The organism is Xanthobacter sp. YC-JY1, from assembly GCF_021730305.1.
GTDB lineage: Bacteria > Pseudomonadota > Alphaproteobacteria > Rhizobiales > Xanthobacteraceae > Xanthobacter > Xanthobacter flavus.
On sequence record NZ_CP032674.1, the window covers coordinates 1,544,558 to 1,569,084 of the forward strand.

The 24,527-nt window shown below is 68.5% G+C and carries 20 protein-coding genes and 1 riboswitch; of the genes, 14 read left to right on the forward strand and 6 right to left on the reverse strand.

Going from position 1 to position 24,527, the window contains the following annotated elements:
* Positions 1 to 7: 7 nt before the first annotated feature.
* Positions 8 to 886, forward strand: a complete 879-nt coding sequence (locus D7006_RS07235; protein ID WP_237356105.1) for an amidohydrolase — start codon at positions 8 to 10, stop codon at positions 884 to 886.
* Between the two features lie 2 nt (positions 887 to 888).
* On the opposite strand, the gene D7006_RS07240 is transcribed toward D7006_RS07235, so the two are convergent.
* Positions 889 to 2,304, reverse strand: coding sequence for a PLP-dependent aminotransferase family protein (locus D7006_RS07240; protein WP_237356106.1), 1,416 nt, complete (start codon positions 2,302 to 2,304; stop codon positions 889 to 891).
* 226 nt (positions 2,305 to 2,530) lie between these two features.
* On the opposite strand from D7006_RS07240, the gene D7006_RS07245 reads away from it, so the two are divergent.
* Together D7006_RS07245 and D7006_RS07250 are read left to right on the forward strand one after the other, a co-directional pair.
* Positions 2,531 to 3,814 (forward strand): hydroxymethylglutaryl-CoA reductase, degradative, encoded by a 1,284-nt coding sequence (locus tag D7006_RS07245; RefSeq protein WP_237356107.1) that lies wholly within the window; start codon positions 2,531 to 2,533, stop codon positions 3,812 to 3,814.
* Between the two features lie 49 nt (positions 3,815 to 3,863).
* Positions 3,864 to 5,093 (forward strand): ABC transporter substrate-binding protein, encoded by a 1,230-nt coding sequence (locus tag D7006_RS07250; RefSeq protein WP_229643511.1) that lies wholly within the window; start codon positions 3,864 to 3,866, stop codon positions 5,091 to 5,093.
* 85 nt (positions 5,094 to 5,178) lie between these two features.
* Here D7006_RS07250 and D7006_RS07255 read toward each other — a convergent pair whose 3' ends face one another.
* Positions 5,179 to 5,895, reverse strand: coding sequence for a GntR family transcriptional regulator (locus D7006_RS07255; RefSeq protein ID WP_229643510.1), 717 nt, complete (start codon positions 5,893 to 5,895; stop codon positions 5,179 to 5,181).
* An 82-nt stretch (positions 5,896 to 5,977) separates the two neighbouring features.
* Between D7006_RS07255 and D7006_RS07260 the strand changes: the two genes are divergently transcribed.
* From D7006_RS07260 to D7006_RS07280, 5 genes are all read left to right on the forward strand, one after another.
* Complete coding sequence (locus D7006_RS07260; RefSeq protein ID WP_237356108.1) at positions 5,978 to 6,979, forward strand: tripartite tricarboxylate transporter substrate binding protein; 1,002 nt, start codon at positions 5,978 to 5,980, stop codon at positions 6,977 to 6,979.
* A 75-nt stretch (positions 6,980 to 7,054) separates the two neighbouring features.
* Complete coding sequence (locus D7006_RS07265) at positions 7,055 to 8,197, forward strand: mandelate racemase/muconate lactonizing enzyme family protein (protein ID WP_237356109.1); 1,143 nt, start codon at positions 7,055 to 7,057, stop codon at positions 8,195 to 8,197.
* A gap of 3 nt (positions 8,198 to 8,200) precedes the next feature.
* Complete coding sequence (locus D7006_RS07270; RefSeq protein ID WP_237356110.1) at positions 8,201 to 9,103, forward strand: fumarylacetoacetate hydrolase family protein; 903 nt, start codon at positions 8,201 to 8,203, stop codon at positions 9,101 to 9,103.
* A complete protein-coding gene (locus tag D7006_RS07275) occupies positions 9,093 to 10,061 on the forward strand; it encodes a hydroxyacid dehydrogenase (protein ID WP_237356111.1) in 969 nt (322 codons plus the stop codon). The genes D7006_RS07270 and D7006_RS07275 overlap by 11 nt, the downstream gene beginning before the upstream one ends.
* A 33-nt stretch (positions 10,062 to 10,094) precedes the next feature.
* Positions 10,095 to 11,234 (forward strand): mandelate racemase/muconate lactonizing enzyme family protein, encoded by a 1,140-nt coding sequence (locus tag D7006_RS07280; protein WP_237356112.1) that lies wholly within the window; start codon positions 10,095 to 10,097, stop codon positions 11,232 to 11,234.
* A 16-nt stretch (positions 11,235 to 11,250) separates the two neighbouring features.
* Here D7006_RS07280 and D7006_RS07285 read toward each other — a convergent pair whose 3' ends face one another.
* The 3 genes from D7006_RS07285 to arsC all read right to left on the reverse strand — a co-directional run bounded on the left by D7006_RS07285 (position 11,251) and on the right by arsC (position 14,420).
* Positions 11,251 to 13,113: a TRAP transporter large permease subunit gene (locus D7006_RS07285; protein WP_237356113.1), complete on the reverse strand. Its 1,863-nt coding sequence runs from the start codon at positions 13,111 to 13,113 to the stop codon at positions 11,251 to 11,253.
* 285 nt (positions 13,114 to 13,398) lie between these two features.
* Positions 13,399 to 13,941: a hypothetical protein gene (locus D7006_RS07290; RefSeq protein WP_237356114.1), complete on the reverse strand. Its 543-nt coding sequence runs from the start codon at positions 13,939 to 13,941 to the stop codon at positions 13,399 to 13,401.
* Positions 13,942 to 14,006: 65 nt separating this feature from the next.
* Positions 14,007 to 14,420 (reverse strand): arsenate reductase (glutaredoxin), encoded by a 414-nt coding sequence (arsC, locus tag D7006_RS07295; RefSeq protein WP_169122421.1) that lies wholly within the window; start codon positions 14,418 to 14,420, stop codon positions 14,007 to 14,009.
* 330 nt (positions 14,421 to 14,750) lie between these two features.
* Between arsC and D7006_RS07300 the strand changes: the two genes are divergently transcribed.
* Both D7006_RS07300 and D7006_RS07305 read left to right on the forward strand, forming a co-directional pair.
* Entirely contained in the window at positions 14,751 to 15,896 is a 1,146-nt protein-coding gene (locus D7006_RS07300; protein ID WP_237356115.1) for an Mrp/NBP35 family ATP-binding protein, read from the forward strand.
* A gap of 180 nt (positions 15,897 to 16,076) precedes the next feature.
* Positions 16,077 to 17,168 (forward strand): TRAP transporter substrate-binding protein, encoded by a 1,092-nt coding sequence (locus tag D7006_RS07305; protein ID WP_229643500.1) that lies wholly within the window; start codon positions 16,077 to 16,079, stop codon positions 17,166 to 17,168.
* 65 nt (positions 17,169 to 17,233) lie between these two features.
* Here D7006_RS07305 and D7006_RS07310 read toward each other — a convergent pair whose 3' ends face one another.
* Positions 17,234 to 17,662, reverse strand: coding sequence for a hypothetical protein (locus D7006_RS07310; protein WP_237356116.1), 429 nt, complete (start codon positions 17,660 to 17,662; stop codon positions 17,234 to 17,236).
* Between the two features lie 235 nt (positions 17,663 to 17,897).
* Here D7006_RS07310 and D7006_RS07315 point away from each other — a divergent pair, with 235 nt between their 5' ends.
* The 4 genes from D7006_RS07315 (at position 17,898) to glyS (ending at position 23,888) form a co-directional block, all read left to right on the forward strand.
* Positions 17,898 to 18,803, forward strand: coding sequence for a glycine--tRNA ligase subunit alpha (locus D7006_RS07315; protein ID WP_210257712.1), 906 nt, complete (start codon positions 17,898 to 17,900; stop codon positions 18,801 to 18,803).
* An 85-nt stretch (positions 18,804 to 18,888) separates the two neighbouring features.
* Entirely contained in the window at positions 18,889 to 20,217 is a 1,329-nt protein-coding gene (locus tag D7006_RS07320; protein ID WP_237356117.1) for an MFS transporter, read from the forward strand.
* 27 nt (positions 20,218 to 20,244) lie between these two features.
* The gene (locus D7006_RS07325) at positions 20,245 to 21,552 is read left to right on the forward strand and encodes an MFS transporter (protein WP_237356118.1); all 1,308 of its coding nucleotides are present in this window, start codon (positions 20,245 to 20,247) and stop codon (positions 21,550 to 21,552) included.
* A 107-nt stretch (positions 21,553 to 21,659) separates the two neighbouring features.
* On the forward strand, positions 21,660 to 23,888 hold the full coding sequence (glyS, locus tag D7006_RS07330) for a glycine--tRNA ligase subunit beta (RefSeq protein ID WP_237356119.1): 2,229 nt from the start codon (positions 21,660 to 21,662) through the stop codon (positions 23,886 to 23,888).
* A 413-nt stretch (positions 23,889 to 24,301) separates the two neighbouring features.
* A riboswitch (cobalamin riboswitch) is annotated at positions 24,302 to 24,503 on the forward strand.
* The last annotated feature ends 24 nt before the right edge of the window (positions 24,504 to 24,527 follow it).

Below are 24,527 nucleotides of genomic sequence, written 5' to 3' on the forward strand. Positions count from 1 at the left end.
TGCGCCCATGAGCGCCGACGCCCCACTCTGTCTGCCGCCGCGCCCCGTTCAGGCGGCGCCGGCCGCGCGCGTGCTGCCGCTCGGCACGTGCGACACGCACATGCATGTGTTCGGGCCGCCCGAGCGCTATCCGCTGGTCGCCGGGCGCAACTACACGCCCCAGCCGGTGACGTTCGAAGGCTACCGGCCGGTGATGGCGGCGCTGGGCATCGATCGCGCGGTGCTGGTGCAGCCGAGCGTCTACGGCACCGACAATTCCGCCCTGCTCGACACGCTGCGGGGTGATCCGGAGCGTCTGCGCGGCGTGGTCGTGGTGGCGCCGGAGGTGAGCGACGCGGAGCTGGCCGCGCTCCATGGGCTGGGTGTCCGCGGCATCCGCATCAACCGGCGCAATCCCGGCGGGCTCTCGCTGGAGGATCTGGCGCGCCTCGCCGCGCGGATCGGGGCATTCGGCTGGCACATCCAGCTTCAGGCGGTCATCGGGCCGGGCTTCAGCCTTGCGCCCATCGTGCGCGCCTGCCCGGTGCCCGTGGTGCTCGACCATATGGGCTTCCTCGTCCCCGGCCTGCCGCTGGCAGGCGGCCCCTTCGGCGAGGTGCTGGCTCTCGTTGCCGAAGGCAATCTCTGGGTCAAGCTCTCCGCGCCCTACCGCCTGTGCCGTCGCGGGCCGGACGGATATGGCGCGCTTGCGCCCTATGTGGCCGCGCTCGTCGCCTGCCGCAGCGACCGGCTGCTCTGGGCCAGCGACTGGCCGCACACCGAGCTGTTCGAAGGGATGCCTGAAGACCTCGACCCCGCGCTCCTGCTGGGCCTCGACCGCGCCGATCCGGACACGCGCCGCCGCATCTTCATCGACAATCCCGCCGCGCTCTACGGCTTCGATTGAGATCAGGCGCTCGCCAATATCTCGGCCATGAATTTCTCGAAGCGCGGGTCGTCCGCATAGGCCACATTGATCCGCAGCGACGGCCGTCGCGGCTCCGCATCGGGATGAAACACGGCGCCCGGCGCCAGCAGGATGCCGCGCTCGGCGGCGCGGCGGGAGAGGGCGCTGTCATCCAGCCCCTCCGGCAGTTCGCACCACAGATAGAAGCCGCCACCGGGCGGGCCGAAGATGGGCAGGCCGAGCCGGCCCAAAGTCGCCTGAGCCTGGTCGGTCGCGGCGGAGACACGGCCGCGCAGCCGCTTGAGGTGGCGGCGATATTGGCCGGACGTGATGAGATCGTGGACGATGCGCTCCACATAGCCGGAGGAGTTCACGCTCGTCACCATCTTGAGCGCGCCCAGGCGTTCGATGAGGTCGCCGGAGGCCACCACATAGCCGCAGCGCAGGCTCGCCGAGAGCGTCTTGGCGAAGGTGCCCACATGGATCACCCGCTCCAATTGGTCCAGCGAGGCGAGGCGGGGGTGGGAGGCGGGGAGAATGTCTGCGAACGGGTCGCTCTCCACCACCAGCAGGCCGTGGCGCGTGGCCACCTGAAGCAGCCGGTAGGCGACAGCGGGCGTGAGGGACGAGCCGGTGGGGTTGTGGGCCAGCGACTGGGTGAAGAACAGCTTGGCGCCGGACTGCGCCGCCTTTTCGGCAAGGTCCGCCACGTCGGGCCCCTCCGGCGTGCGGCGGACGCCAAGCGTGCGCGCCTTGGCCAGCCGCAGCTTGCCGAAGAGGGGGTAATAGCCGGGCGAATCCACCAGCACCGTGTCGCCCGGCTCCACCAGCATGCGCACGATCAGGTCCAGCGCGTGATTGGCGCCCTGCGTCAGCAACACCCGCGCGGGATCGGCGGCGATGGCCCGCTCGGCAAGAAGGCCGGCAATGGCCTCGCGCAGCAGAGGAAAGCCGAAGGGGCTGCCATAGCTGGCGGGGAAGGGGCGGCGGCCGGGGCGGTTGATGGGCTTGAGATAGCGCCCCACCTCCGAGCCCTCCATCCATGAGGGGGGAGGGCGCCCGTCGCCCACGCGCACGTCGTAATGCTGCTCCAGCTGCTCGCGCAGCAGCCACACGCTGTCCACCGCCTCGATGACAGCGGGCACGGCGGGCGGACGCACCGGCGCGGCGCGCGTGCGCATCACATAGAAGCCGGAGCCGGGCCGCGCCTCGATGCGGCCGGAGGCGGCGAGCCGTTCGTAGGCCTCAACCAGCGTGTTGCGCGAGACGCCGAAGGCCGCGAAGGCGGCGCGGATGGAGGGCAGCTTCTCCCCCGGCCGCAACTGGCCGGCATCGATGCGGCGCGACAGGAGGCGGACCACGGCGTCCACCCGCGTCAGGCCCTCTTTCTCCTCAAGAAGCTGTTCGATCGTACCCATGAAGTGAAGGGTACGGCGACATCGTTTCCGACGCAAAGTGTTCCTTGCCGTACCCCTCGCCGCAGCGGAAAGTCCGCTCCAACAGGCACGCCATGCGCGGCCGACAAAAGACAGGGACGAAACGCCGGAGACCGCGCCACCTCTCGGGGGGGCGAGGGGCCTTGCCTTCGCGCCTGCCTTGCGTCCGCCGCCCGGCGATGTCGCGAGACCACAGGAAGGCCCGAAGATGACCATCGCCGCCGGCTCCAACCGTTCTTCCCGCATCGCCGGCTTCCACAAGCTGAGCCCGCGCGAGCGGCTCGATCTCGTGGCCGGCTTCGCCGGGCTGGACGACGCGCAGGTCACCCACCTCGCCAACATGGGCAATCTCGATCCTGTGCTCGCCGACAAGCTGATCGAGAACGTCATCGGCACCATGAACATTCCGGTGGGCGTCGCCACCAACATGAAGATCGACGGCGAGGACGTGCTGATCCCCATGGCAACCGAGGAATCCTCCGTGGTCGCGGCCGTCTGCAACGCGGCGAAGCAGAATTACGAGACGGGCTTCTTCACCTCGGTGTCCGGCAACCTGATGATCGCGCAGGTGCAGGCGGTGGACGTGGCCGACCCGGCCGGCGCGCGCATCCGCATCCTGGAGAAGCGGGACGAGATCAAGGCCGCGTGCGATGCCTGCGACCCGGTGCTGGTGTCGCTCGGCGGCGGCTTCCGCGACGTGGAGGTGCGTCTGCTCGACACGCCGTCGGGCACCATGGTGGTCACCCATCTCATCGTGGATACCCGCGACGCCATGGGCGCGAACGCGGTGAACACCATGGCGGAGAAGCTCGCCCCCGCCATCGCCGCGTGGAGCGGCGGTCGGGTCTATCTGCGTATCCTCTCCAACCTCGCCGACCGCCGCCTCGCCCGCGCTCGGGCGGTGTGGAAGGCGGCCGATATCGGCGGCGAGGCGGTGCGCGACGGCATGATCAGCGCCTATGAATTCGCCGCGGCCGACCCCTACCGCGCCGCCACCCACAACAAGGGCATCATGAACGGCATCTCCGCCGTGGTGCTCGCCACTGGCAACGATACCCGCGCGGTGGAAGCCGGCGCCCACGCCTTTGCCGCCCGCTCGGGCCGCTATACCTCGCTCACCACCTATGAGGTGAACAAGGACGGCAACCTTTCCGCCTCCATCGAGTTGCCGCTGGCGGTGGGACTCATCGGCGGCGCCACGAAGGTACATCCCACGGCCCGCGCGTGCCTCGCCATCCTCGGCGTCACCACTGCCGAGCGGCTGGCGCGTATCATCGCGGCGGTGGGGCTGGCGCAGAACTTCTCGGCGCTGAAGGCCCTCGCCACCACTGGCATCCAGAAGGGCCACATGGCGCTGCATGCCCAGAACATCGCCATGATGGCCGGAGCCGTGGGCGAGGAGATCGACCGCGTGGCGCGCCTTTTGGTAGAGCGGGCCAGCGTGCGCATGGACGTGGCGCAGAAGGTGCTCGAAGAGGTGCGCGGCGGCTGACCGCGCGGCGTTTCAAGAACAGTCAAAAGAACACACAAGGGAGAGAACCATGCTCAGGAAGACCCGGCTCGCGCTCGCCGCGGGCGCCGCATTCCTCGCCGCGGCGCACTTCGCCGCGCCGACGCCCGCCCGCGCGGAAATCCCCGGCAACAAGATCCGCCTCGGCGTGCTGACCGATCTCTCGGGCTTCGCCTCCGATTCCACCGGCATGGGCTCGGTGGTCTCTGCGCGCCTCGCGGCGGAGGATTTCAAGAAGGAGCATCCCGGCATCGACGTGGAGGTGATCTCCGTCGATCACCAGAACAAGCCGGACATCGGCTCCGCCACGACGCGCAAGTGGATCGCCGACGGCACGGTGGACGTGATCCTCGACGTGCCCTTCTCCTCCGTCGCCCTGGCTGTCCAGGAAGCGGCGCGCGGCTCGAACGTGGCCTTCATCGCCTCCGGTCCCGGCACGGCGCTGCTGACCGGCGAGAAGTGCTCGCCCAATACGGTGCACTGGACCTACGACACCTGGGCGCTGGCCCACGGCACGGCGCTGGCGCTGCTGAAGGCGAAGAAGGACACCTGGTTCTTCGTCACCGCCGACTATGCCTTCGGCCACGCGCTGGAGGCCGATGCCATGGCGGTGGTGAAGGCGGAGAACGGCAAGATCCTCGGATCCGTGCGCCATCCGACCAACGCCTCGGACTTCTCCTCCTTCATTCTGCAGGCGCAGGCCAGCGGCGCGCAGGTGGTGGCCCTCGCCAATGCGGTGGGCGACACCATCAATTCCGTGAAGGCGGCGGCCGAGTTCGGCCTCACCCAGAAGCAGAGCCTCGCCGCGCTGCTGATGCAGCTCACCGACGTGCATTCCCTCGGCCTGCCGGTGGCGAAGGGCCTGTTCCTCACCGAGGGCTTCTACTGGAACATGAATGACGGCACCCGGGCCTATGCCGACCGCTTCGCGGCGCAGATGAACGGCCGCCGCCCGACCGCCAACCAGGCGGGCGTCTATTCCGGCGCACTCCACTATTTGCGCGCCGCCGCAGCAGCCAACACCACCGAGGGCCAGAAGGTGGTGGCGAAAATGAAGGAGATGCCCTCCGACGATCCGCTGTTCGGCAAGGGCCAGGTGCGCGCCGACGGCCGGCACATCCACAACATGTACCTGTTCCAGGTGAAGACGCCGGACCAGTCCAAGGGGCCGTGGGACTATTACAATCTCGTCGAGACCATCCCCGCCAAGGACGCCTTCCGCCCCATCGCCGAGGGCAACTGCCCGATGGTGAAGAGCTGAGCCGGGACGCGCGCCGGAGCCTCGGCGCGGTCCTCTGACATCGCACCCCGGCCTGTCCTTCAGGCCGGGGTTTTTTGTTGGCAGGTCAGGCCGGCACGCGCCGCCGGATCCGGCCGGACGGGTCAGCGAGGCTGAGCAGATAGCGCCCGGCTTCCTCGATATCGGCGACGATCTCCGCCTCGGCCGCGGCACCGTCGCGGCGGCGTAGCGCATCGAGGGCGGCCTGGTGGTGATCGGTGCCCTTCAGCAGCACCACATATTCCGGCACCACGAAGGACAGGATGGGCCCGCAGCGCAGCCACAGATTCTCGATCATCTCGTCGAGGATGGGGATGCCGGCCAGCGCATAGATGCCGAAATGGAAGCGGCGGTGCACGTCGAGATAGGCGTCGAGCGCGCGCCGGGCGATCATGCCCCGCATGTCCGCCAGCAGGGCGTCCAGCGCGTCGATGTCGGCCGGCGTCGCCTTCTGCGCGGCCTCGCGGGTGGCGCGGCCTTCCAGCTCGCAGCGGACCATCGTGATGTCGACCAGCGCGCTCTTGCGCAGGTCCGGCACCAGCGCGGAATTGCGCGGCCCCTGCTCCAGCACGCCTTGCGCCACCAGCCGGGCGAGAGCGTCGCGCACCGGCGTGATGGAGGTGCCGAACGTCTCCGCCAGATGCCGCAGGACGAGGGCGCTGCCCGGCTCGAACCGCCCGGCGAGAAGAGCCTCGCGCAGCTGCGCATGGGCGCGATCCCACAGGGGCTCGCGGGAGAGCCGGGAGAGGTTGCGGTCGGCGACGGTCGCGTTCGTGTCCATCATCCAAGGGGAGCACCGGAAAAGCGCGTTGACAAGCAGCTTATATGTCGTTTGTTATAACAAACAACAAAAGGGAGACGCGCCAATGAAGCACAGCCTTGCCCTCGCCCGGGGATTTGCCCCGGCCCTGGCCCTCGGAGCGACGCTGGGGGCGGTCCTCCTCGCGTCGGCCGGCAGCGCCAATGCCCAGGACAAGTTTCCGAGCCGCGAGGTGCGCCTCATCGTGCCGTGGAATGCCGGCGGCTCCAACGACATCGCGGCGCGCATGCTGGCGCCGATCCTCGCCGAGAACGGTGTGCGCATCATCGTGGACAACGTGCCCGGCGGCACCGGCACCATCGGCATGGGCCGCGTCGCCGGCTCCAATCCCGATGGATACACCATCGGCATGGGCACCTCGTCCACCCTCTCCATGATCGCCCAGAACAAGACGCCCCTGCGCAACGACCAGTTCACCGGCATCGCCCGCGTCTCCAGCGATCCGCTGATGCTGCTGGTGAAGACCGACGGGGCGAAGGACGTGGATGCCTTCGTGGCGCAGATGAAGGCCAATCCCGGCAAGATCACCATCGGCACGCCGGGCAGCTACAACATCAACCACATCTTCGCGACCATGACCGCCAAGGCGGCGGGCGTGGATTATGTGAACGTGCCCTATCCCGGCGGCGCCAAGGTCATCACCGATCTGGCCGGCGGCCAGATCGACGCGGCGGTGCTGAAGCCGTCCGAGAGCATCGCGCAGATCAAGGCGGGGCAGGTGAAGCCCATCGCCATCTTCGACACTCAGCGCCTCTCCGTCTTCCCCGACGTGCCGACCATGAAGGAGAAGGGCTACGACGTCTTCCCCTACGGCCCGGTGGTGCAGATGGCCTACATCGTCGCCCCCGCCAAGATTCCGCCGGAGGTGCGCAAGACGCTGGTCGAGGCCCTCCGCAAGTCCATCCAGGATCCCCGCTTCAAGACCTTTGCGGCCGAGAACGGCGTGCTGGTGGACGACCTCACCGGCGACGCGCTCGATGCCGAGGTGAACGCGGTCCAGAAGTCGCTGAACGCGGTCGCCACCCAGGTGTTCAAGGGCGCCGAATAGCGCGCCCCGGTACGGCGCGGGCTAGATGCGCCCGCGCCCCTGTTTCCTTCCCGATCCCAGCAGAAAGGGCGCGACGTGAGCGTCATCAAGAGTGTCCGGGCCCATGTCATGGCGGCGCCGGTGGAAAAGCCGTTCACCTCCTCGCGGGGCTGGCTCTACAAGACCCGCGGCACCTGCCTGGTGGAGATTGAGACGGCGGACGGCATCGTCGGCTGGGGCGAGTGCTACGGCCCCTCCGCCGTCGCCAAGGCCTTCATCGAGACCCAGTTCGGCCCGCGCATCCTCGGCCGCGACCCGTTCGACGTGGAGGTGATCTGGGAAGACCTCTACAACCGAATCAAGGACTACGGGAACAAGGGCATGTCCATCGCCGCCATCAGCGGCATCGACATCGCCCTGTGGGACATCATCGGCAAGAGCTGCGGCAAGCCGGTGCACAAGCTGCTCGGCGGCGCCTTCCGCACCGAGGTGGATTGCTATGCGACCGGCCTCTACTTTACCGATTTCGACCGGCTGGTGGATGAGGCGGTAGAGGAAGCCGCGGGCTATGTGGACGAGGGCTTCAAGGCCATCAAGATGAAGATCGGCCTTGGCAACATCACCAAGGACTATGAGCGGGTGAAGGCGGTGCGCGAGGCTATCGGGCCGAATATCCGCCTCATGGTGGATGCCAACCATGCCTTCTCCGTGCCCGTCGCCATCCGCCTCGGCCGCAAGCTGGAAGAGCTGGATGTGGAGTGGTTTGAGGAGCCCATCTCGCCGGAGGACATCGACGGCTATGTGGAGGTCTCCCGCGCCCTCGACATGGCCGTGGCCGGTGGCGAGAACGAGTTCACCCGCTGGGGCTTCCGCGACGCCATCGTGCGCAAGGCCATGGACATCGTGCAGCCGGACGTGTGCGCCGCGGGCGGCCTCTCCGAGTGCAAGAAGATCGCGGCGCTGGCCTCCACCCACGGCGTCGAGTGCGTGCCCCACGCCTGGGGCTCGGCGGTGGGCATCGCTGCGACGCTGCACTTCCTCGGCTCCCTCGCCGACCAGCCGCCGAGCCTGTTCCCCTTCGAGCCGTTGCTGGAGTTCGAGCAGTGCGAGAACCCCTTCCGCGATCACCTCGCCAAGGAGCCCATCGTACAGGAGCGCGGCCGGGTGAAGATCCCCACCGGCCCCGGCCTCGGCATTGAGATCGACCGCTCGGTCATCGACCGCTATCGGGTGGGCTGAGCCATGCGCTTCGTGAGCTTCCGCCACGCCGGCGAAGACCGTGCCGGCGTGCTTGAGGGCGATGGCGCGGGTGTCGATGACGGGGTGTTCGACCTCGCCCATCCGGCCATGGCCGATGCTCTCGGCGGTGTCGCCGCCCATGTCCATGCGTTGATCCTCGCGGGCCTGCCCGAGACGGTCGCCCGCATCGCCGCCCATGGCCTCGCCGATGCGGCGCGCCTGCCGCTGGCAGAGGTGGACCTGCTGGCGCCCTATGTGCCGCCGCGCATCTACGCGCTCGCCTTCAATTATCGCGATGCTCTGGCCGAGCGGGGCATGGCGCCGCCGGCCGAGCCGGTTCTGTTCATGAAGCAGGCCTCCACCGTGGTCGGGCCGGGCGCGCCGATCCTGCTGCCTCCGGATATCGGCGGCTGCACCTATGAGGTGGAGATCGCCGCCATCATCGGCCGGCGGGCGGAGAAGGTGGCGCGGGAGGATGCTCTCTCCCATGTCGCCGCCTACGCCGTCTTCAACGACATCAGCGCCAGCGAGATGATCAAGCGCGACGGCGGCTTCGCCCGCGGCAAGAACCTGCCGACCTTCGGCCCCCTCGGCCCCTTCCTCGCCAGCGCCGACGAGATTGCCGATCCGCACGCCCTTGCCCTCTCGCTGGAGGTGGACGGCGCGCGGCTGCAGGAGGGCGTCTCCTCCGACCTCGTGTTCGACATCGCCGATCTCGTCTCCCGCCTGTCGCAGGCGCACACGCTGGAGCCGGGGGACGTGATCGCCACCGGGACGCCGGCCGGCGTCGCCGGCATGCGCAAGCCGCCGGCCTGGCTTCGGCCCGGCTCAGTGGTGCGCGCCCGCGTCGAGGGGCTCGGCACCCTGGTCAATCCCATCTTGGAAGGTGCGCCCTATGGCGAATGAGCGGCCCATCGTCTTCGCCACCAATGCGCTGCACCCGGATGGCGCCGCGCTGCTGGAGGGCGTCGCCGAAATCGTCGTCGGCCCCGACACCTCCGACGACACCCTGCGCCGCCTCACCCGCGCCGGCGATGCGGTGATCGTGCGTGCGAAACTCCCGGACGACGTGTTCGAGGGCGCGGATCGTGTCAAGGGCGTGGTGCGGCACGGGGTGGGGCTCGACTTCATCCCGGTCGCGGCGGCCACCGCGCGGGGCATCCCGGTGGCGAACCTGCCGGGCAGCAACACCCAGACCGTGGCGGAATATGTGTTCTCCGCGCTCTTCCATCTGCGCCGCCCGTTGGCGCGCGTCGATGCACGGCTGCGGGCGGACGGCTGGAACCCGGCGCGCGCGCTGGGAGACGGCACCAGCGAGATCGCGGGCTCGACCCTCGGTATCATCGGGCTCGGCGCCATCGGCCAGCGGGTGGCGGCCATCGGGCGGGCCGGGTTCGGCATGCGCGTCGTCGGCACGTCCCGCTCCGGCGGGGCGGTGGAGGGTGTCGAGGTCGTCGATCTCGAAACCCTGTTCGCCCAGAGCGATGCGGTGGTCATCGCCTGCCCGCTGACGCCGCAGACGAAGGGCCTCGTGGACGGGCGCCTCCTGGCGCGCATGAAGCCCTCTGCCGTGCTCATCAATCCGGCGCGCGGCCCCATCGTCGATACGGATGCGCTCCTCACCGCCCTCAAGGCGGGGTGGATCGCGGGCGCGGCGACCGACGTCTACGACACCCACCCGGTGCCGCCCGGCAGCGCGCTTTTCGGCCTGCCGAACCTGCTGATGACGCCACACCTCGCCGGCATCACCGCCACCTCCATGCGGGCCATGAGCATCGGTGCCGCCGAGGAGGTGCTGCGCATCCTCAAGGGCGAGGCGCCGAAGAACCTCGTCAATCCCGACTACCGCGCCGCGCACGCCTGATCCGCGCCGCCAGATTAGAACCGAGAGAGCCCCATGCGCATCGCCTCCGTCCGTGCTGTCCCCGTCTCCTTCCGCGTGCCTGAGGGCAAGAACGTCACCCTCGGCATCGGCCGCGCGGTGAAGCGGGATGCCGTTCTGGTGCGGGTGGAGACGGATGAGGGCCTCGTCGGCTGGGGCGAGGCCCATCACGGCCGCTGCCCCGGCGCGGTGGCGAAGCTCATCGACACCACCTTGTCCGAGCTGGTGCTCGGCATGGATGCGCTGGACGTGGTGGGCGTGTGGCAGAAGGTCTACCGCATGCAGCTCGCCAGCCACGGCATGGGCGCCGCGGCCGCCTTGGCCCTGAGCGGGCTCGACATCGCCTTGTGGGACATCCGCGGCAAGGCGATGAATGCGCCCATCCATCGCCTGCTCGGCGGCGCGCCGAGGAAGATCAAGGCCTATGCCGGCGGCATCTCGCTGGGCTGGCAGGATCCGGCGGCGCTGGCGGAGGAGGCGCAATCCTACGTGGCGCAGGGCTATCGCGCCCTGAAGCTGCGCGTGGGCGACACGCCGCGCCGCGACATCGCGCGGGTGGAGGCGGTGCGCGCCGCGGTGGGTGAGGACATCGACATCCTCGTGGACGGCAACACCGGCTGCTCGCTGGACGACGTGCGCCGGGTGATGCCGGCCTATCAGGCGGCGAAGGTGGGCTGGTTCGAGGAGCCGTTCCCGCCGCACGATTATCGCAGCTATCTGGACGCCACGAAGCTCGGCACCGTGCCGCTGGCGGCGGGGGAGAACCACTATACTCGCTTCGAGTTCACCCGCCTGATCGCGGACGGCGCCGTCTCCTTCGTGCAGCCGGATCTCTCCAAGGCCGGCGGCATCACCGAATGCCACCGGATCGCGGTGCTCGCCTCCGCCTGGAAGATGTCGGTGAACCCGCACACCTCCGCCACCGGCATCAACATGGTGGCGACGCTGCACTTGATGTGCGCGGTGGACAATCCCGGCTATTTCGAGGGCGACGTCGCCCACCACAACCCGTTCCGCGACGAGGTGTGCGGCCTGCCGTACCAGCTTTCGCCGGACGGCACCGTCACCTGCCGCGAGGGGCCGGGCCTCGGCATCGAGGTGGACGAGGCTTTCCTCGCCGCCCACCCGCTCATCGAAGGCCCGTGCTACGTGTGACCGGGACGGTCTCCGGTCAGAGGAAGCCGGTGGAAATCCACGGCACGGCGGCGACGATGATGAGGCCGACGAGCAGCGCGATCATGTAGCCCACGATGGGCTTCATGCCGGCATCCGGGCTGATGCGGCTGATGGCGCAGGCGGCGTAATAGCCGACCCCGAAGGGCGGCGCGAACAGGCCCATGCCCATGGCGAGGATCACCACCATGGAATAGTGCACCTCGTTCACCCCCACCTGCTTGGCGATGGGGAAGAGGAGGGGGCCGAACAGCACGATGGCGGGGATGCCCTCCAGCACCGAGCCCAGCACCACGAAGGCGACGATGGAGACGGCGAGGAAGCTCGCCGACCCGCCCGGCAGGGCGCGCATGGCCTCGGCCAGCGCGTTGGAGAAGCCGGACTGGGTGAGGGCCCAGGCCATGCCGGTGGCGGCACCGATGATGAACAGGATGGCGCCGGAGAGCGCGGCCGTGTCCACCAGCATGGGGAACAGGCGACGGAAATCGAACCGGCGATAGATGAGCAGGCCCGCCACCACCGAATAAACGATGCCGATGGTGGACACCTCCGTGGCGGTGGCGACGCCCTCGATCACCGCCGCGCGGATCACGAAGGGCAGGGCGATGGCCGGCACGGAGATGATGAAGGCGCGGCCTACCTCGCCCCAGCTCGCCTTGGCGACGCCGCTCAGATCCTCGTCGCGATAGCGCCACCACACCACCGAGCACAGGGCGATGGCGAGCACCAGCGCCGGCAGCAGGCCGCCGGTGAACAAAGCGGCGATGGAGACGCCCGTGACGGAGCCGATGGTGATGAGCACGATGGAGGGCGGGATGGTCTCTGTCTGCGCGCCGGTGGCCGAGAGCAGCGCCACGAGGTCGCCGGGCTTGGCGCCGCGCTTCGTCATTTCCGGGAACAGCACGGGGGCGACGGCGGCCATGTCGGCGGCCTTCGAGCCGGAGATGCCGGAGACCAGGTACATGGCGCCCACCAGCACATAATGCAGGCCGCCGCGCACATGGCCGAGGAGGCTCGCGAGGAAGGCCACCATGGCCTTCGCCATGCCGGTCATCTCGATGAGCTGGCCGAGGAACACGAACAGCGGCACGGCGAGCAGGATGAGATGGCCCATGCCCTCGTCGAAGCGGCCGATCACCACCATGCTCGGTGTGTGGGTGGAGAGCGAGATGTAGGCGAAGGTGGCGAGGCCGAAGGAGAAGGCGATGGGCACCGCCATCAGCACCATCACGCCCACGCCGAACAGGAAGAAGATCAGGAGGTTGTAATTGCCGAGGGTGCGGAACACCGGCCCCAGCGCATAGAAGCCGCCGACGATGGCGGCCACGACCAGGATGGCGATCACCGCATCCCGCCCGGTGGCGTGCTGGGCCAGCTTGAGGAGCCCCACCATCAGCATCAGCGCCGTGCCCACCGGAATGGCGGCGGCGCGCCAGGTGTTGGGGATCTCCAGCGCCGGCATCACCACATAGGCTTCCTCCTGCGCATATTCGATGGCCGGGTGGAGGATCATCAGCAGGAAGGCGACGGCGGCGGCAATGGCGATCATGTCGAAGAAGGCACGGGCGCGCGGCTTCATCATGCCGACGATGGCCGTCATGCGCATGTGCTCGCCGCGGTTCAGCGCGATCACCGAGCCGAACAGGGACAGCCAGAGGAAGAGCATGGAGGCGAGCTCATCCGACCAGATGAGCGGCTTGTGCAGGGCATAGCGGAAGATGACGCCGGCCAGCAGCACGAGGATTTCGGCCACCACCAGCACCGCGGCGGGGATCTCCGTCAGCCATCCGAGGACGGCGCTGGCCTTGACCGCCCAGGCGCGTCCGATCACGTCCGAAGGGTCATGGGTGTGTAAAGACATGGAGACCTCTTGCCCGGATGCAAGCCAGCGCATCGACTCGCCAGCGCGCTGAACGGTCTGCGAAACTCGCTCCCGGCTCAAGGGGCTAGGGGGCGGATGGGGCGCGATCCGGCCCGCCGCGCGGGGCTTGCCCACGGCATTTTTGCTTTCGGGCGCGCTGCACAACGCTTTCGCGGCGTTTTGTGCGCCGCATCAATATCTTCCGCTGCGGGGTCGAACCTGGATGCACCGCCACGCCGATGCGGCCTACGGCCGCTCGCTTGGGAGGAAGAGACAGGCCGGAGGCTATTTCCGCAGCGCCACCCGGTGGCGTGCCATGATCTCGTTCATCTCTACCCGCAGGAGGCTCATGCTCTCGGACAGCCGCATGGCCATCTCCTGGATGGCGGCCTGCGCGGGATCCTGCAGCACCAGCTTCTTCGCCTTCTCGATGCAGTAGCCGGTGAACAGCGCGTCCTGCTCCGGGCTGAGGGCGAGGCCGGACTTGAGCGCGTGCACCTCGGCCGCGTCGGTGCGGTGGGACGTGACCTTCGGGCTGTAGAGCAAGGCGTGACGCCGCCAGTATTCCGCCTCCGCCGTCTGTCCGGCCATGAGCACGACGATGGCGTCGGCGACGCGGCGCCGGTCGGCCTCCAGAGTGAGGTCGAGGGGGAGGCTTTCGGCGCTGGCGAACCGGGTCTCCCCGCTCAAGCCGTCCGGCGGATGCAGCATCGCCTCGGTCACGTCCCGCTTGAGCAGGATGGCCACCAGCGCGTGCCCCGCTTCATGGACCGCGATGGCCTTGCGGCGGATGCCGAGGGGAATCTCGTGGGCGGGCGTGACGGTCATGGCGGGTTCGCGACAGCGGGACGTGAGCGAAGCATTTCCCGTACCAGCCGCGGCCCGCCGCCGTCCTAGCGTGGGCGCTTCACCACCTCGCCGTCCTCCTTGGTGAAGCTCTCCGGCGCGGTCTCCAGCAGATCGAGCACGAGTTCCGAGGGGCGGCATAGGCGGGTGCCCTTGGGCGTCACCACGATGGGCCGGTTCACGAGGATGGGGTGCTCGACCATGGCGTCGAGCAAAGCGTCGTCGGTGACATCCGGCCCGGCGAGCTTCAGCTCGGCGACGAGCGGTTCCTTGGCGCGCAGCAGGTCGCGCAGGGGTGCGCCGGTGGCGGCGGCCAGATCCTTGAGCTGAGCCTTGGTCCATCCGGTCTTCAGATATTCGATCACCGTCGGTTCGGTGCCGGCGGCGCGGATCATGGCGAGGGTGTTGCGGGACGTGCCGCAGCGCGGGTTGTGATAGATCGTGATGGGAAAGTCGCTCATGGGGGGACCTCTCGCGGAAAAGCCAGCCGCACGCGGCGGCGACGGCGCCCGCCCGTTGGGCGAGCCGGAACAGGAACGGACTGCGGCGCGATGCCGGAGCCGGTATCGCTCAGGCTGCGAATAACGGAATTCTGGCTCTCCGGCGACCGCCGGACTAGAAGTAACCCGACGGGAGATGACGTCTGTTCTGCCTAGCGTTTAAGCAGCGCTCATATGTCGGGCTTTGCAGTCGGCGCCTCTCGTGCGAATCAGAAGATGATTTCAAATCATTCCAGCCCGGCCTCCGCGCCTGCCCCAGATGCGCGTCGCCCGGCCGGGGAGTTGAGTGACATGATGAGCCACACGGCCGAGCTTTCCGAGGACACCGTCCGTTCCACCCTGGCCAAGGTGCGCACGCCCGAAGGCGTGGCCCTCTCCGTATCGCCGGCCCTCGCCGGCGTCGTGGTCACGTCGGGCAAGGTCTATCTCTCCATCAATATCGATCCGGCCCAGGCGCGGGCGTGGGAGGATGTGCGCATCGCCGCCGAAAACGCGGTGAAGGCGCTGCCGGGCGTCGCCTCCGCCCTCGTCACCCTCACCGCCGAGCGCAAGCAGGCGCCGGCCGCCCCGGCCCCGGCCGCGCACAACCACGGCCACGCCCATGGCGGCGCGCCGGCCCCGCGCGGCATCGCCGTGCCGGGCGTCGCCTCCATCATCGCCGTGGCCTCGGGCAAGGGCGGCGTGGGCAAGTCCACCACCTCCATCAACCTTGCCATCGCGCTGCGTGACCTCGGCCTCAAGGTCGGCCTGCTCGATGCGGACATCTACGGCCCCTCGGTGCCGCGCCTCACCGGCGTCGCCCAGAAGCCAGAGACGACGCCGGACGGCAAGACCATGCTGCCGCTGGAGAATTTCGGCCTGCAGCTGATGTCCATCGGCTTCCTCGTGGAGGAAGACACGCCGATGATCTGGCGCGGGCCCATGGTCATGTCCGCCATCTCGCAGATGTTGAAGGACGTGAAGTGGGGGCCGCTCGACGTGCTGGTGGTGGACATGCCCCCCGGCACGGGCGACGCCCAGCTCACCATGGCGCAGCAGGTGAACCTGGCCGGTGCGGTCATCGTCTCCACCCCGCAGGATCTCGCGCTCATCGACGCCCGGCGCGGCGTCGCTATGTTCGAGCGGGTGAACGTGCCGATCCTCGGCGTGGTGGAGAACATGGCCTATTTCGTCTGCCCCCATTGCGGCGGACGCTCGGACATCTTCGGCCATGGCGGCGCCCATGCGGAGGCGGACAAGCTGGGCGTGCCGTTCCTCGGCGAGATCCCGCTGCACATGCGCATCCGCGAGATGTCGGACGCCGGCCTGCCGATTCTCGTCTCCGATCCCGACAGCCCGCAGGCGGATGCCTACCGCCACGTCGCCACCGGCGTGAAGGCGGCCCTCGACAAGGCCACGGCCCAGAGCCGGCAGGCGCCCCGCATCGTCATCGAGTGACGCAACGACACTTCCGGCCGGTCCAGTGCCGTCATTTTGAGCCGCCGGGGCATTTTTTCCCCGGCGCGCCGCTTATCATACCTTCCTCTGCGTTGAGCCGGAACGACGCCTGCTCTAAAAGCGGTATGACGGCCCGCCCCAGAAGCGGCGCTGCGTTGAAAGAGCCCCAGGGAGTTCTCCATGAAACGCCGTGAGTTTCTCACCGCCGCCAGCGCGGGTGTCGCCGCTTCCGCAGCTGTGGCCATGCCGGCGATTGCCCAGTCGGCGCCGGAAGTGAAGTGGCGCTGCACGTCGTCCTTCCCCAAGTCCCTCGACACCATCTATGGCGCCGCCGAGCTGATGGCGAAGCAGGTGGCCGAGGCGACCGACGGCAAGTTCCAGATTCAGGTGTTCGCGGCGGGCGAAATCGTCCCCGGCCTGCAGGCGCTCGACGCCACCACCAACAAGACCGTCGAGATGTGCCACTCGGCGTCCTACTATTACGTGGGCAAGGACCCGACCTTCGGCCTCGGCACCGCCGTGCCGTTCGGCCTCAACGCCCGCCAGATCAATGCGTGGTTCCTGTTCGGCAACGGCATGAACCTGCTGAACGAGTTCTACAAGAAGTACGGCGTCGTCATGTTCCCGGGCGGCAACACCGGCGGCCAGATGGGCGGCTGGTTCCGTAAGGAAATCAAGACGGTCGAGGACCTCAAGGGCCTCAAGATGCGCATCGCCGGCATCGGCGGCCAGGTGCTCGCCAAGCTCGGCGTCGTGCCGCAGCAGCTCGCCGGCGGCGACATCTATCCCGCGCTCGAGAAGGGCACCATCGACGCGGCCGAGTGGGTCGGTCCGTATGACGACGAAAAGCTCGGCCTCTACAAGGTCGCGCAGTATTACTACTTCCCCGGCTGGTGGGAGGGCTCCGCCGCCCTCAACTTCTTCGTCAACCAGGATAAGCTCGCCGAGCTGCCGAAGAACTACAAGGCCATCCTCACCGCCGCCATGGCGCAGGCCAACGAGAGCATGCTCGCCAGCTACGACGCCAAGAACCCGGTGTCGGTGCAGAGCCTCGTGAAGGCGGGCACCCAGCTGCGCCGCTATCCCAGCGACGTGATGGATGCGGCCTACAAGGCCTCGCAGCAGCTCTATGAGGAAATCAGCGGCAAGAACGAGGACTTCAAGAAGATCTACGAGGACATGAAGACGTTCCGCAACAACGCCTATCTGTGGTGGCAGATCGTCGAGTTCACGTACGACGACTTCATGGTCCGCGCCCGCACCCGCGGCTGATCGTCTCTTCAATCAAGGCAAAGCCCCGGAGCGTCGCTCCGGGGCTTTTTCTTTGGTCAGTGCGTTCAGCGCGTGCCGCCGGGCGTCGCCTGCGTGCGGCCGCCTTCCTGCGCGGGGCCCTTGTGCGGGTCCTGGCCCGCGGCGGTGCCGGAGCGCGGGGTCACCGTGCCGGTGGTGTCCACGGCCGGCGTCCCCGCGGTGGAGGAGCCGCCCGGCGTCGCCTGGGTGCGGCCGCCTTCCTGCGCCGCGCCCTTGTGGGAATCCTGGCCGGCGGAAATGCCGGAGCGCGGCGTGGACGGAATGCCGGGGCTCGGCGCGGTCATGCCGCTGCCGCTGGGGCCGGGGGTGGCCTGGGTGCGTCCACCTTCCTGCGCGGGGCCGCTCTGGGTGTTCTTGCCGGGCGCGGTGCCGGACGTCTGGGCGCTGGCGGCGCCGGTCATGGCGATCATGGCGGCGGCGGCGGCGACGGGAATAGCGTACTTCGCGATGTTCATGCGGGGTCTCCCTCCAATTGACTGCACGGCAGGACAACCGCCGAGACCCCAATTCGGTTCAGTACGGATTTTCGATTGGCGAAAGCGAAGTTGCTGCCGCCACGTTGCAATCGCGCGGCCCTCTGCCTAGTGTCCGCGCGCCTGAGGCCCCCTTGTCCCGCCCCGCCGGGGAGGGCGCGCCTCGGTCACGTTGATGCGAGTTGTCCCGATGATCGACCAGAGCCTTCCCGCCCACATGCGCCCCGACCGCTCGTTCCAGGCGCTGCTCCTGACCCTTCAGCGATTCTGGGCGGACCAGGGCTGCGTGGTGCTCCAGCCCTACGACATGGAAGTGGGCGCCGGCACCTTCCATCCGGCGACGACGCTCCGCGCCCTCGGCCCGAAGCACTGGAAGGCGGCCTATGTGCAGCCCTCGCGCCGCCCCAAGGACGGTCGCTATGGCGAGAACCCCAACCGGCTCCAGCACTATTACCAGTTCCAGGTCATCCTGAAGCCCTCGCCTGAGAACCTGCAGGAGCTTTACCTGCAATCGCTGGCCGCCATCGGCGTGGACCTGAAGCTGCACGACGTGCGCTTCGTGGAAGACGACTGGGAGAGCCCGACGCTGGGCGCCTGGGGCCTCGGCTGGGAATGCTGGTGCGACGGCATGGAAGTGTCGCAGTTCACTTACTTTCAGCAGGTCGCGGGCTTCGAGTGTGCGCCGGTCTCCGGCGAGCTCACCTACGGCCTCGAACGCCTCGCCATGTATGTGCAGGGCGTGGAGAACGTCTACGACCTCAATTTCAACGGCCGCGAGGGCGCCGAGAAGACCACCTACGGCGACGTCTTCCTCCAGGCCGAGCAGGAATATTCGCGGCACAATTTCGAGGCTGCCGACACCGCCATGCTGTTCGAGCAGTTCCGCATGGCCGAGGCCGCCTGCCACAAATATCTGGCCTTCGGCGACAAGGGCGAGACGCACGAAATGGCCCTGCCGGCCTATGACCAGTGCATCAAGGCCTCCCACGTCTTCAACCTTTTGGATGCGCGGGGCGTGATCTCCGTCACCGAGCGGCAGAGCTACATCCTGCGGGTGCGCGAGCTGGCCAAAGCCTGCGGCGCTGCATGGCTGAAGACGGCCGGCGGCGGCGCTGCGGCCTGAGGCTCAAGCGGTAAGGGATTGCCCCGGCCCGGGGCCGGGTGTTAGCTGAAGCCGAGCCACAACCGCCCGCCTGTCCGGACACGCCATGACCGCCACCGATGCCGGCACCCGTGACCTGCCCGGCATCAGGCCGCCGGGCGCGTCCAATCCGGGCGGCTCGTCGCCGCGCCTGCTCGCGGCGGGCGCCATCGGCAATGTGCTCGAGTGGTACGACTTCGCCTCCTACGGCTTCCTCGCGCCGATCTTCGCCCGCACCTTCTTCCCGGCCGAGAATGCGCTGGTGGGGCTCATCTCCGCCTTCGGCCTGTTCGGCGCCGCCTTCCTGATGCGGCCTTTAGGGGCCATCCTGTTCGGCCATGTGGGCGACCGGTTCGGCCCCCGCATCGCGCTCATTGTCTCGGTCTCGGTCATGAGCTGCGCCACGGTGGGCATCGGTCTGTTGCCCACCTATGCCACGGCCGGCTTCCTCGCCCCCCTGCTGCTCCTCATCCTGCGGCTGGTGCAGGGCCTGTCCATCGGCGGGGAATACACCACCTCCTCCATCTATCTCGCCGAGCACGCCATGCCGCGCCATCGCGGGCTCACCGCGGCCTTTTCCACGGCGGGCGGGCAGACCGGCACGCTCATCGGCTCCGGCGTGTGCGCGCTGCTCAGCGCGCTTCTCTCGGCGGAAGCGATGCAGGCCTTCGGCTGGCGGGTGCCGTTCCTGCTCGGCGCGGTGCTCGGCATCACCGCGCTGGTGCTGCGCCGGCCCCGGCCCGGCGATCGTGGGGGTAGCAAGGCGCGGGGGCTGCCGCTGACACGCGCGTTCCGGGAGGCCGGCGGCTCCATCATCGCCGCGATGCTGGTGACCCTGTTCATCGGCGCCGACACCTACCTGCTGTTCGTTTACCTGCCGACCTATATCGAGCAGGAGGCGGGCCTTGCCCCTGCGACCGCCCTTGCCTTCACCACCCTCGGCCTCATCGTGTCCGGCACCTGCTGCCTCCTGTTCGCCGCCCTGTCGGATCGCATCGGGCGGCGCCGGATCGTGGCAGCGGGGCTTGCCGGCTTCGTCGTGTTGTCCTGGCCGCTGTTCCTGCTGCTGCGCGGCGGCAGTCCGGGGGCAGTGCTGGCGGCGCAGCTGGTCTTCTCGGTCATGGCCGCGGCGGTCACGAGCCCGATGCCGGCGATGCTGGTGGAGCTGTTCGAGACGCCGGTGCGCTGCAGCGCCATAGGGTTTGCCTGGAATCTCGGCATCGGCGTCTCCGGCGGCCTGGCGCCCATGCTCGCCACCTATTTCGTGACGGGCCTCGGCCTCACCATGGCGCCGGCGGTCCATCTGATGCTGCTGGCGGCCGTCGCGCTGGTGGGCGTCTCGGCCCTCACCGAACGGCGGGGCCGGGTGCTGGACGGGCCTTCCGATTGGCCCTAACGCTTGAGCGGAGCAGGAACGGGATCGATGAGCAGCATCACGCGCACGGATGCCCGAGGCGTCGCCGACGGGGCGACACCGCAGGGCGTCCCCGTCCTCTCCCGCCGGCTGATGGCCGCCGGCATGCTCGGCAACGTGCTGGAATGGTACGATTTCGCCGTCTACGGCTTCCTCGCCAGCATCTTCGCCCGCAACTTCTTTCCCGAGAGCAGCCCCACGGCGGCCATGCTCTCGGTGTTCGGCGTGTTCGCCGCCTCCTTCCTCATGCGGCCGCTGGGCTCCGTCCTGTTCGGCCATATCGGCGACCGGCTGGGCCGGCGCGCGGCGCTCATGTCATCCGCCGCGCTCATGAGCATCTCCACCTTCTGCGTCGGCCTTCTGCCCACGTATGAGACGGCCGGTGTGTTCTCCGCGGTGCTGCTGCTGGTGCTGCGCCTCGCGCAAGGGCTGTCGGTGGGCGGGGAATACATGACCTCCGCCGTGTTCCTGGCGGAAAATGCGCAGGTGCGCTGGCGCGGGGCGGTGACGTCGCTGGTCATCGTCGGCTGCAATGGCGGGATGCTGCTGGGCTCGGCGGTGGGGGCGCTAGTCTCCGGCCTCATGTCGGCGGACGACCTCGCCGCCTGGGGCTGGCGCATTCCCTTCCTGCTCGGCTGCCTGCTCGGTGGCTTCGCTTTGGTCCTGCGCCGGACGGTGGCGCGCGACGTGAAACCGGTACATCGCCCGAGCCTGCCCGTGGTGGAGGCATTCCGCGAGAATGGCGGCGGCATCCTGCGAGCGACGCTCATCAACATCGTGCTGGGCATCGCCTACTACCTCTCCTTCGTCTATCTCACGACCTGGCTGCAGCAGGTGGACCACTTCACCCCCCATGTGGCGCTGGAGCTGAACGCCGTGAGCATGGCGGTGGTGATGGCGGCCTGCCTTGGCTTTGCCGCGCTCTCCGACCGCATCGGCAGGAAGCCGCTCATCGTCGGCGGCTTCCTCTGTCTTGCCGTGTTCACCTGGCCGCTCTTCCTGCTGCTGCATTCCGGCTCGGCGGGGCTGGCGCTGCTGGGGCAGCTGGGCTTCGCGGTGATCGTCTCCATCTATGGCGGGCCCATCGCGGTGGCGTTGGTGGAGATGTTTCCCCGCCACACCCGCTGCACGGCGGTGGGGCTGAGCTGGAATCTGGGCCTGGGCCTCGGCGGCGGTACAGCACCCATGGTGGCGGTCTTGCTGGTGAGTCTCACCGGCGATGCCATGGCCCCGGCCTTCTACATGATCGCCGGCGGCGTGGTGGCCTTCCTCGCCGCTCTGGGCCTCAAGGAGACGCGCGGCCAGCCGCTCGACTGAGCCCGCCCCCTCGACGCGGCGGCCGAAAGGCACTAGCACAGGCCCCGAAATTCACCCGCCGCGCGCAAGCGCCAGCCTCCCCGCATGGGGAGGACGAGCCCGAACCGATGCCCGATCTTCTGCTCGAACTGTTCTCCGAGGAAATCCCCGCCCGCATGCAGGCCCAGGCGGCCGACGCGCTGAAGAAGCTCGTCACCGACGCTTTGGTGGAGCGCGGCCTGCTTTATGAGGGCGCGAAGGCCTTCGTGACGCCGCGCCGCCTGGCGCTCGCCGTGCATGGCCTGCCCGGCCGGCAGGCGGACCAGCGGGAGGAGAAGAAGGGGCCGCGCGTGGGCGCGCCCGAGCAGGCGGTGGCCGGCTTCCTGAAAGCCGCTGGCCTCGCCTCCCTCGATCAGGCGACCATCCAGTCCGACCCCAAGAAGGGCGATTTCTACGTGGCCGTGGTGGAAAAGCCCGGCCGCGCCACCACCGAGGTGGTGGCCGAGATCGTGCCGGACATCATCCGCAAGTTCCCCTGGCCGAAATCCATGCGCTGGGGTTCCGGCACGCTGCGCTGGGTGCGCCCGCTGCATTCCATCGTCGCCACCTTCGGGGCGGAGGGGGATGAGCCGGAGGTGGTGCATTTCTCCGTCGACGGCATCGAGGCTTCCAACGTCACCCGCGGCCACCGCTTCATGGCGGCAGAGCCCTTTACCGTGAAGCGGCTGGACGACTGGATGGCGAAGCTGGAGGCCGCCAAGGTGGTGGCCGACCGCGACCGCCGCAAGGAAATCATCCTCAACGACGCCAAGGACCTCGCGCTCGCCGCCGGCCTCGAGCTGGTGGAGGACGAGGGGCTGCTGGACGAGGTGTGCGGGCTGGTCGAATGGCCGGTGGTGCTGATGGGTTCGTTCGAGGCGCGCTTCCTCGACATCCCCGACGAGGTGATCCGCGCCACCATCCGCGCCAACCAGAAGTGCTTCGTGCTGAAGGACCCCAAGACCGGGCGCCTCGCCAACCGCTTCATCCTCATCTCCAACCTCGTCGCCTCGGACGGCGGCAAGGCCATCGTCGCCGGCAACGAGCGCGTCATCCGCGCCCGCCTGTCGGATGCGAAATTCTTCTGGGACACGGACCGGCTGAACGGCCTCGCCAGCCGCATGCCCAAGTTCCAGTCCATCACCTTCCACGAGAAGCTGGGCTCGCAGGCCGAGCGCATCGAGCGCATCGTCCGCCTCGCCAAGGAGCTGGCCCCCAAGGTGGGCGCGCCGGTGGCGCTGGCCGAGGAGGCCGCTCTGGTGGCGAAGGCGGATTTGCTCACCGAGGTGGTGGGCGAGTTCCCCGAGCTGCAGGGCCTCATGGGCCGCTACTACGCGCAGGGCGAGAACCTCCCCCCGGAAGTCGCCGCCGCTTGCGAGGAGCACTACAAGCCGCAGGGCCCGAACGACCGCGTGCCCATCGCTCCGGTCTCCGTGGCCGTGGCGCTGGCGGACAAGATCGACACGCTGGTGGGCTTCTGGGCGATTGATGAGAAGCCGACCGGGAGCAAGGACCCTTATGCGCTGCGGCGGGCGGCGCTGGGGGTGATCCGGATTGTGCTGGAGAATGGGATTCGACTCAAATTGGCAGGACGAGCCGTTGAGAGGCATTGTCTTGCTTTGTTGATTCAGCTGAAAGGAGCTGAGTTCACTAAGCTGGGTAATGAGGTCTTTTCGTCAAAAGTCCAAGAGCTTCTGTCAGCTGAGGAGAGAAGCTCTCTGGCGCTGCGTATGGTTGATGCCGATAAATCCTCTACTGAGCAGATGCTGCTCGGTCAGATGGATAAGATTGTTTCCGACCTCCTCGCCTTCTTCGCCGACCGCCTGAAAGTCTACCTGCGCGATCGTGGTGCCCGTCACGACCTCGTGGATGCCGTCTTCGCCCTCGAAGGGCAGGACGACCTCCTCCTCGTCGTCCGCCGCGTGGAGGCGCTGGCCGCCTTCCTCGCCACCGAGGACGGCAAAAACCTCCTCGCCGGCTATCGCCGCGCGGTGAACATCCTGCGCATTGAGGAGAAGAAGGACGGCCGCGCCTTTGCCGGCCCCACCGTCGCCGCTTTGCTCAAGGAGCCGGCCGAGGAACATCTCGCCGCGGCCATCGACGACGTGAAGGCCCGCGTCTCCAAGGCCGTTGCGGCCGAGGATTTCGAGGCGGCCATGACCGCGCTCTCGGACCTGCGCCAGCCGGTGGATGCCTTCTTCGACGCCGTGACCGTGAACGACGTCGATCCCGCGCTGCGCGAGAACCGCCTGAAGCTGCTCGACGAAATCCGCGCCGCCACCCGCGGCATCGCCGATTTCGACCGCATCGAGGGGTAGGGCAGGGGGACTTTCCCCACTCTCGCCGTCTTGCCCGGGCTTGTCCCGGGCATCCACGTCGGGCCGAAAGTACTATCGTCTGAAAGGTGTTCCCAGCCCCACGACGTGGATGGCCGGGTCAAGCCCGGCCATGACGGGCGCGAACAGCGGGTCGAATTGTCGGGCCACGACCGGCCACACATGCCACTCTCGCGTCCCGGCCGACTGCAACGCCGCGCAGCGGAGTGGAAGGAGAGCCGGGACCCAGCGCAGGGACGGCGCGCAGCGCGCAAATCCCGAGATCGCTGGATACGGAAGCGCCTTCGGCGACCCATTGCGCTGGTCCCCGGCTCGGCACTCCGGCTGAGCCGTCGCTGGTCCGGGGCACGAGAGCGGTTCCAAGCCCCTCATTTGACAATCCCGCCCGCCCTGCCTTTAGTGGCGGCGTCGAAGGTCCCGTGTTCCCACACGGGCGTAAAAGGGAATGCGGTGCGGAGGCGAAGAGCCTCCAATGCCGCGGCTGCCCCCGCAACTGTCGGCGGTGAGCCCCTGCCAGACGCCACTGGATCCATCCGGGAAGGCGGCAGGGGCGGTGAACCGCGAGCCAGGAGACCTGCCTTCGACGAGGTCCGCGCCGGGCGGGGTGCTCCGGTTCTGCGT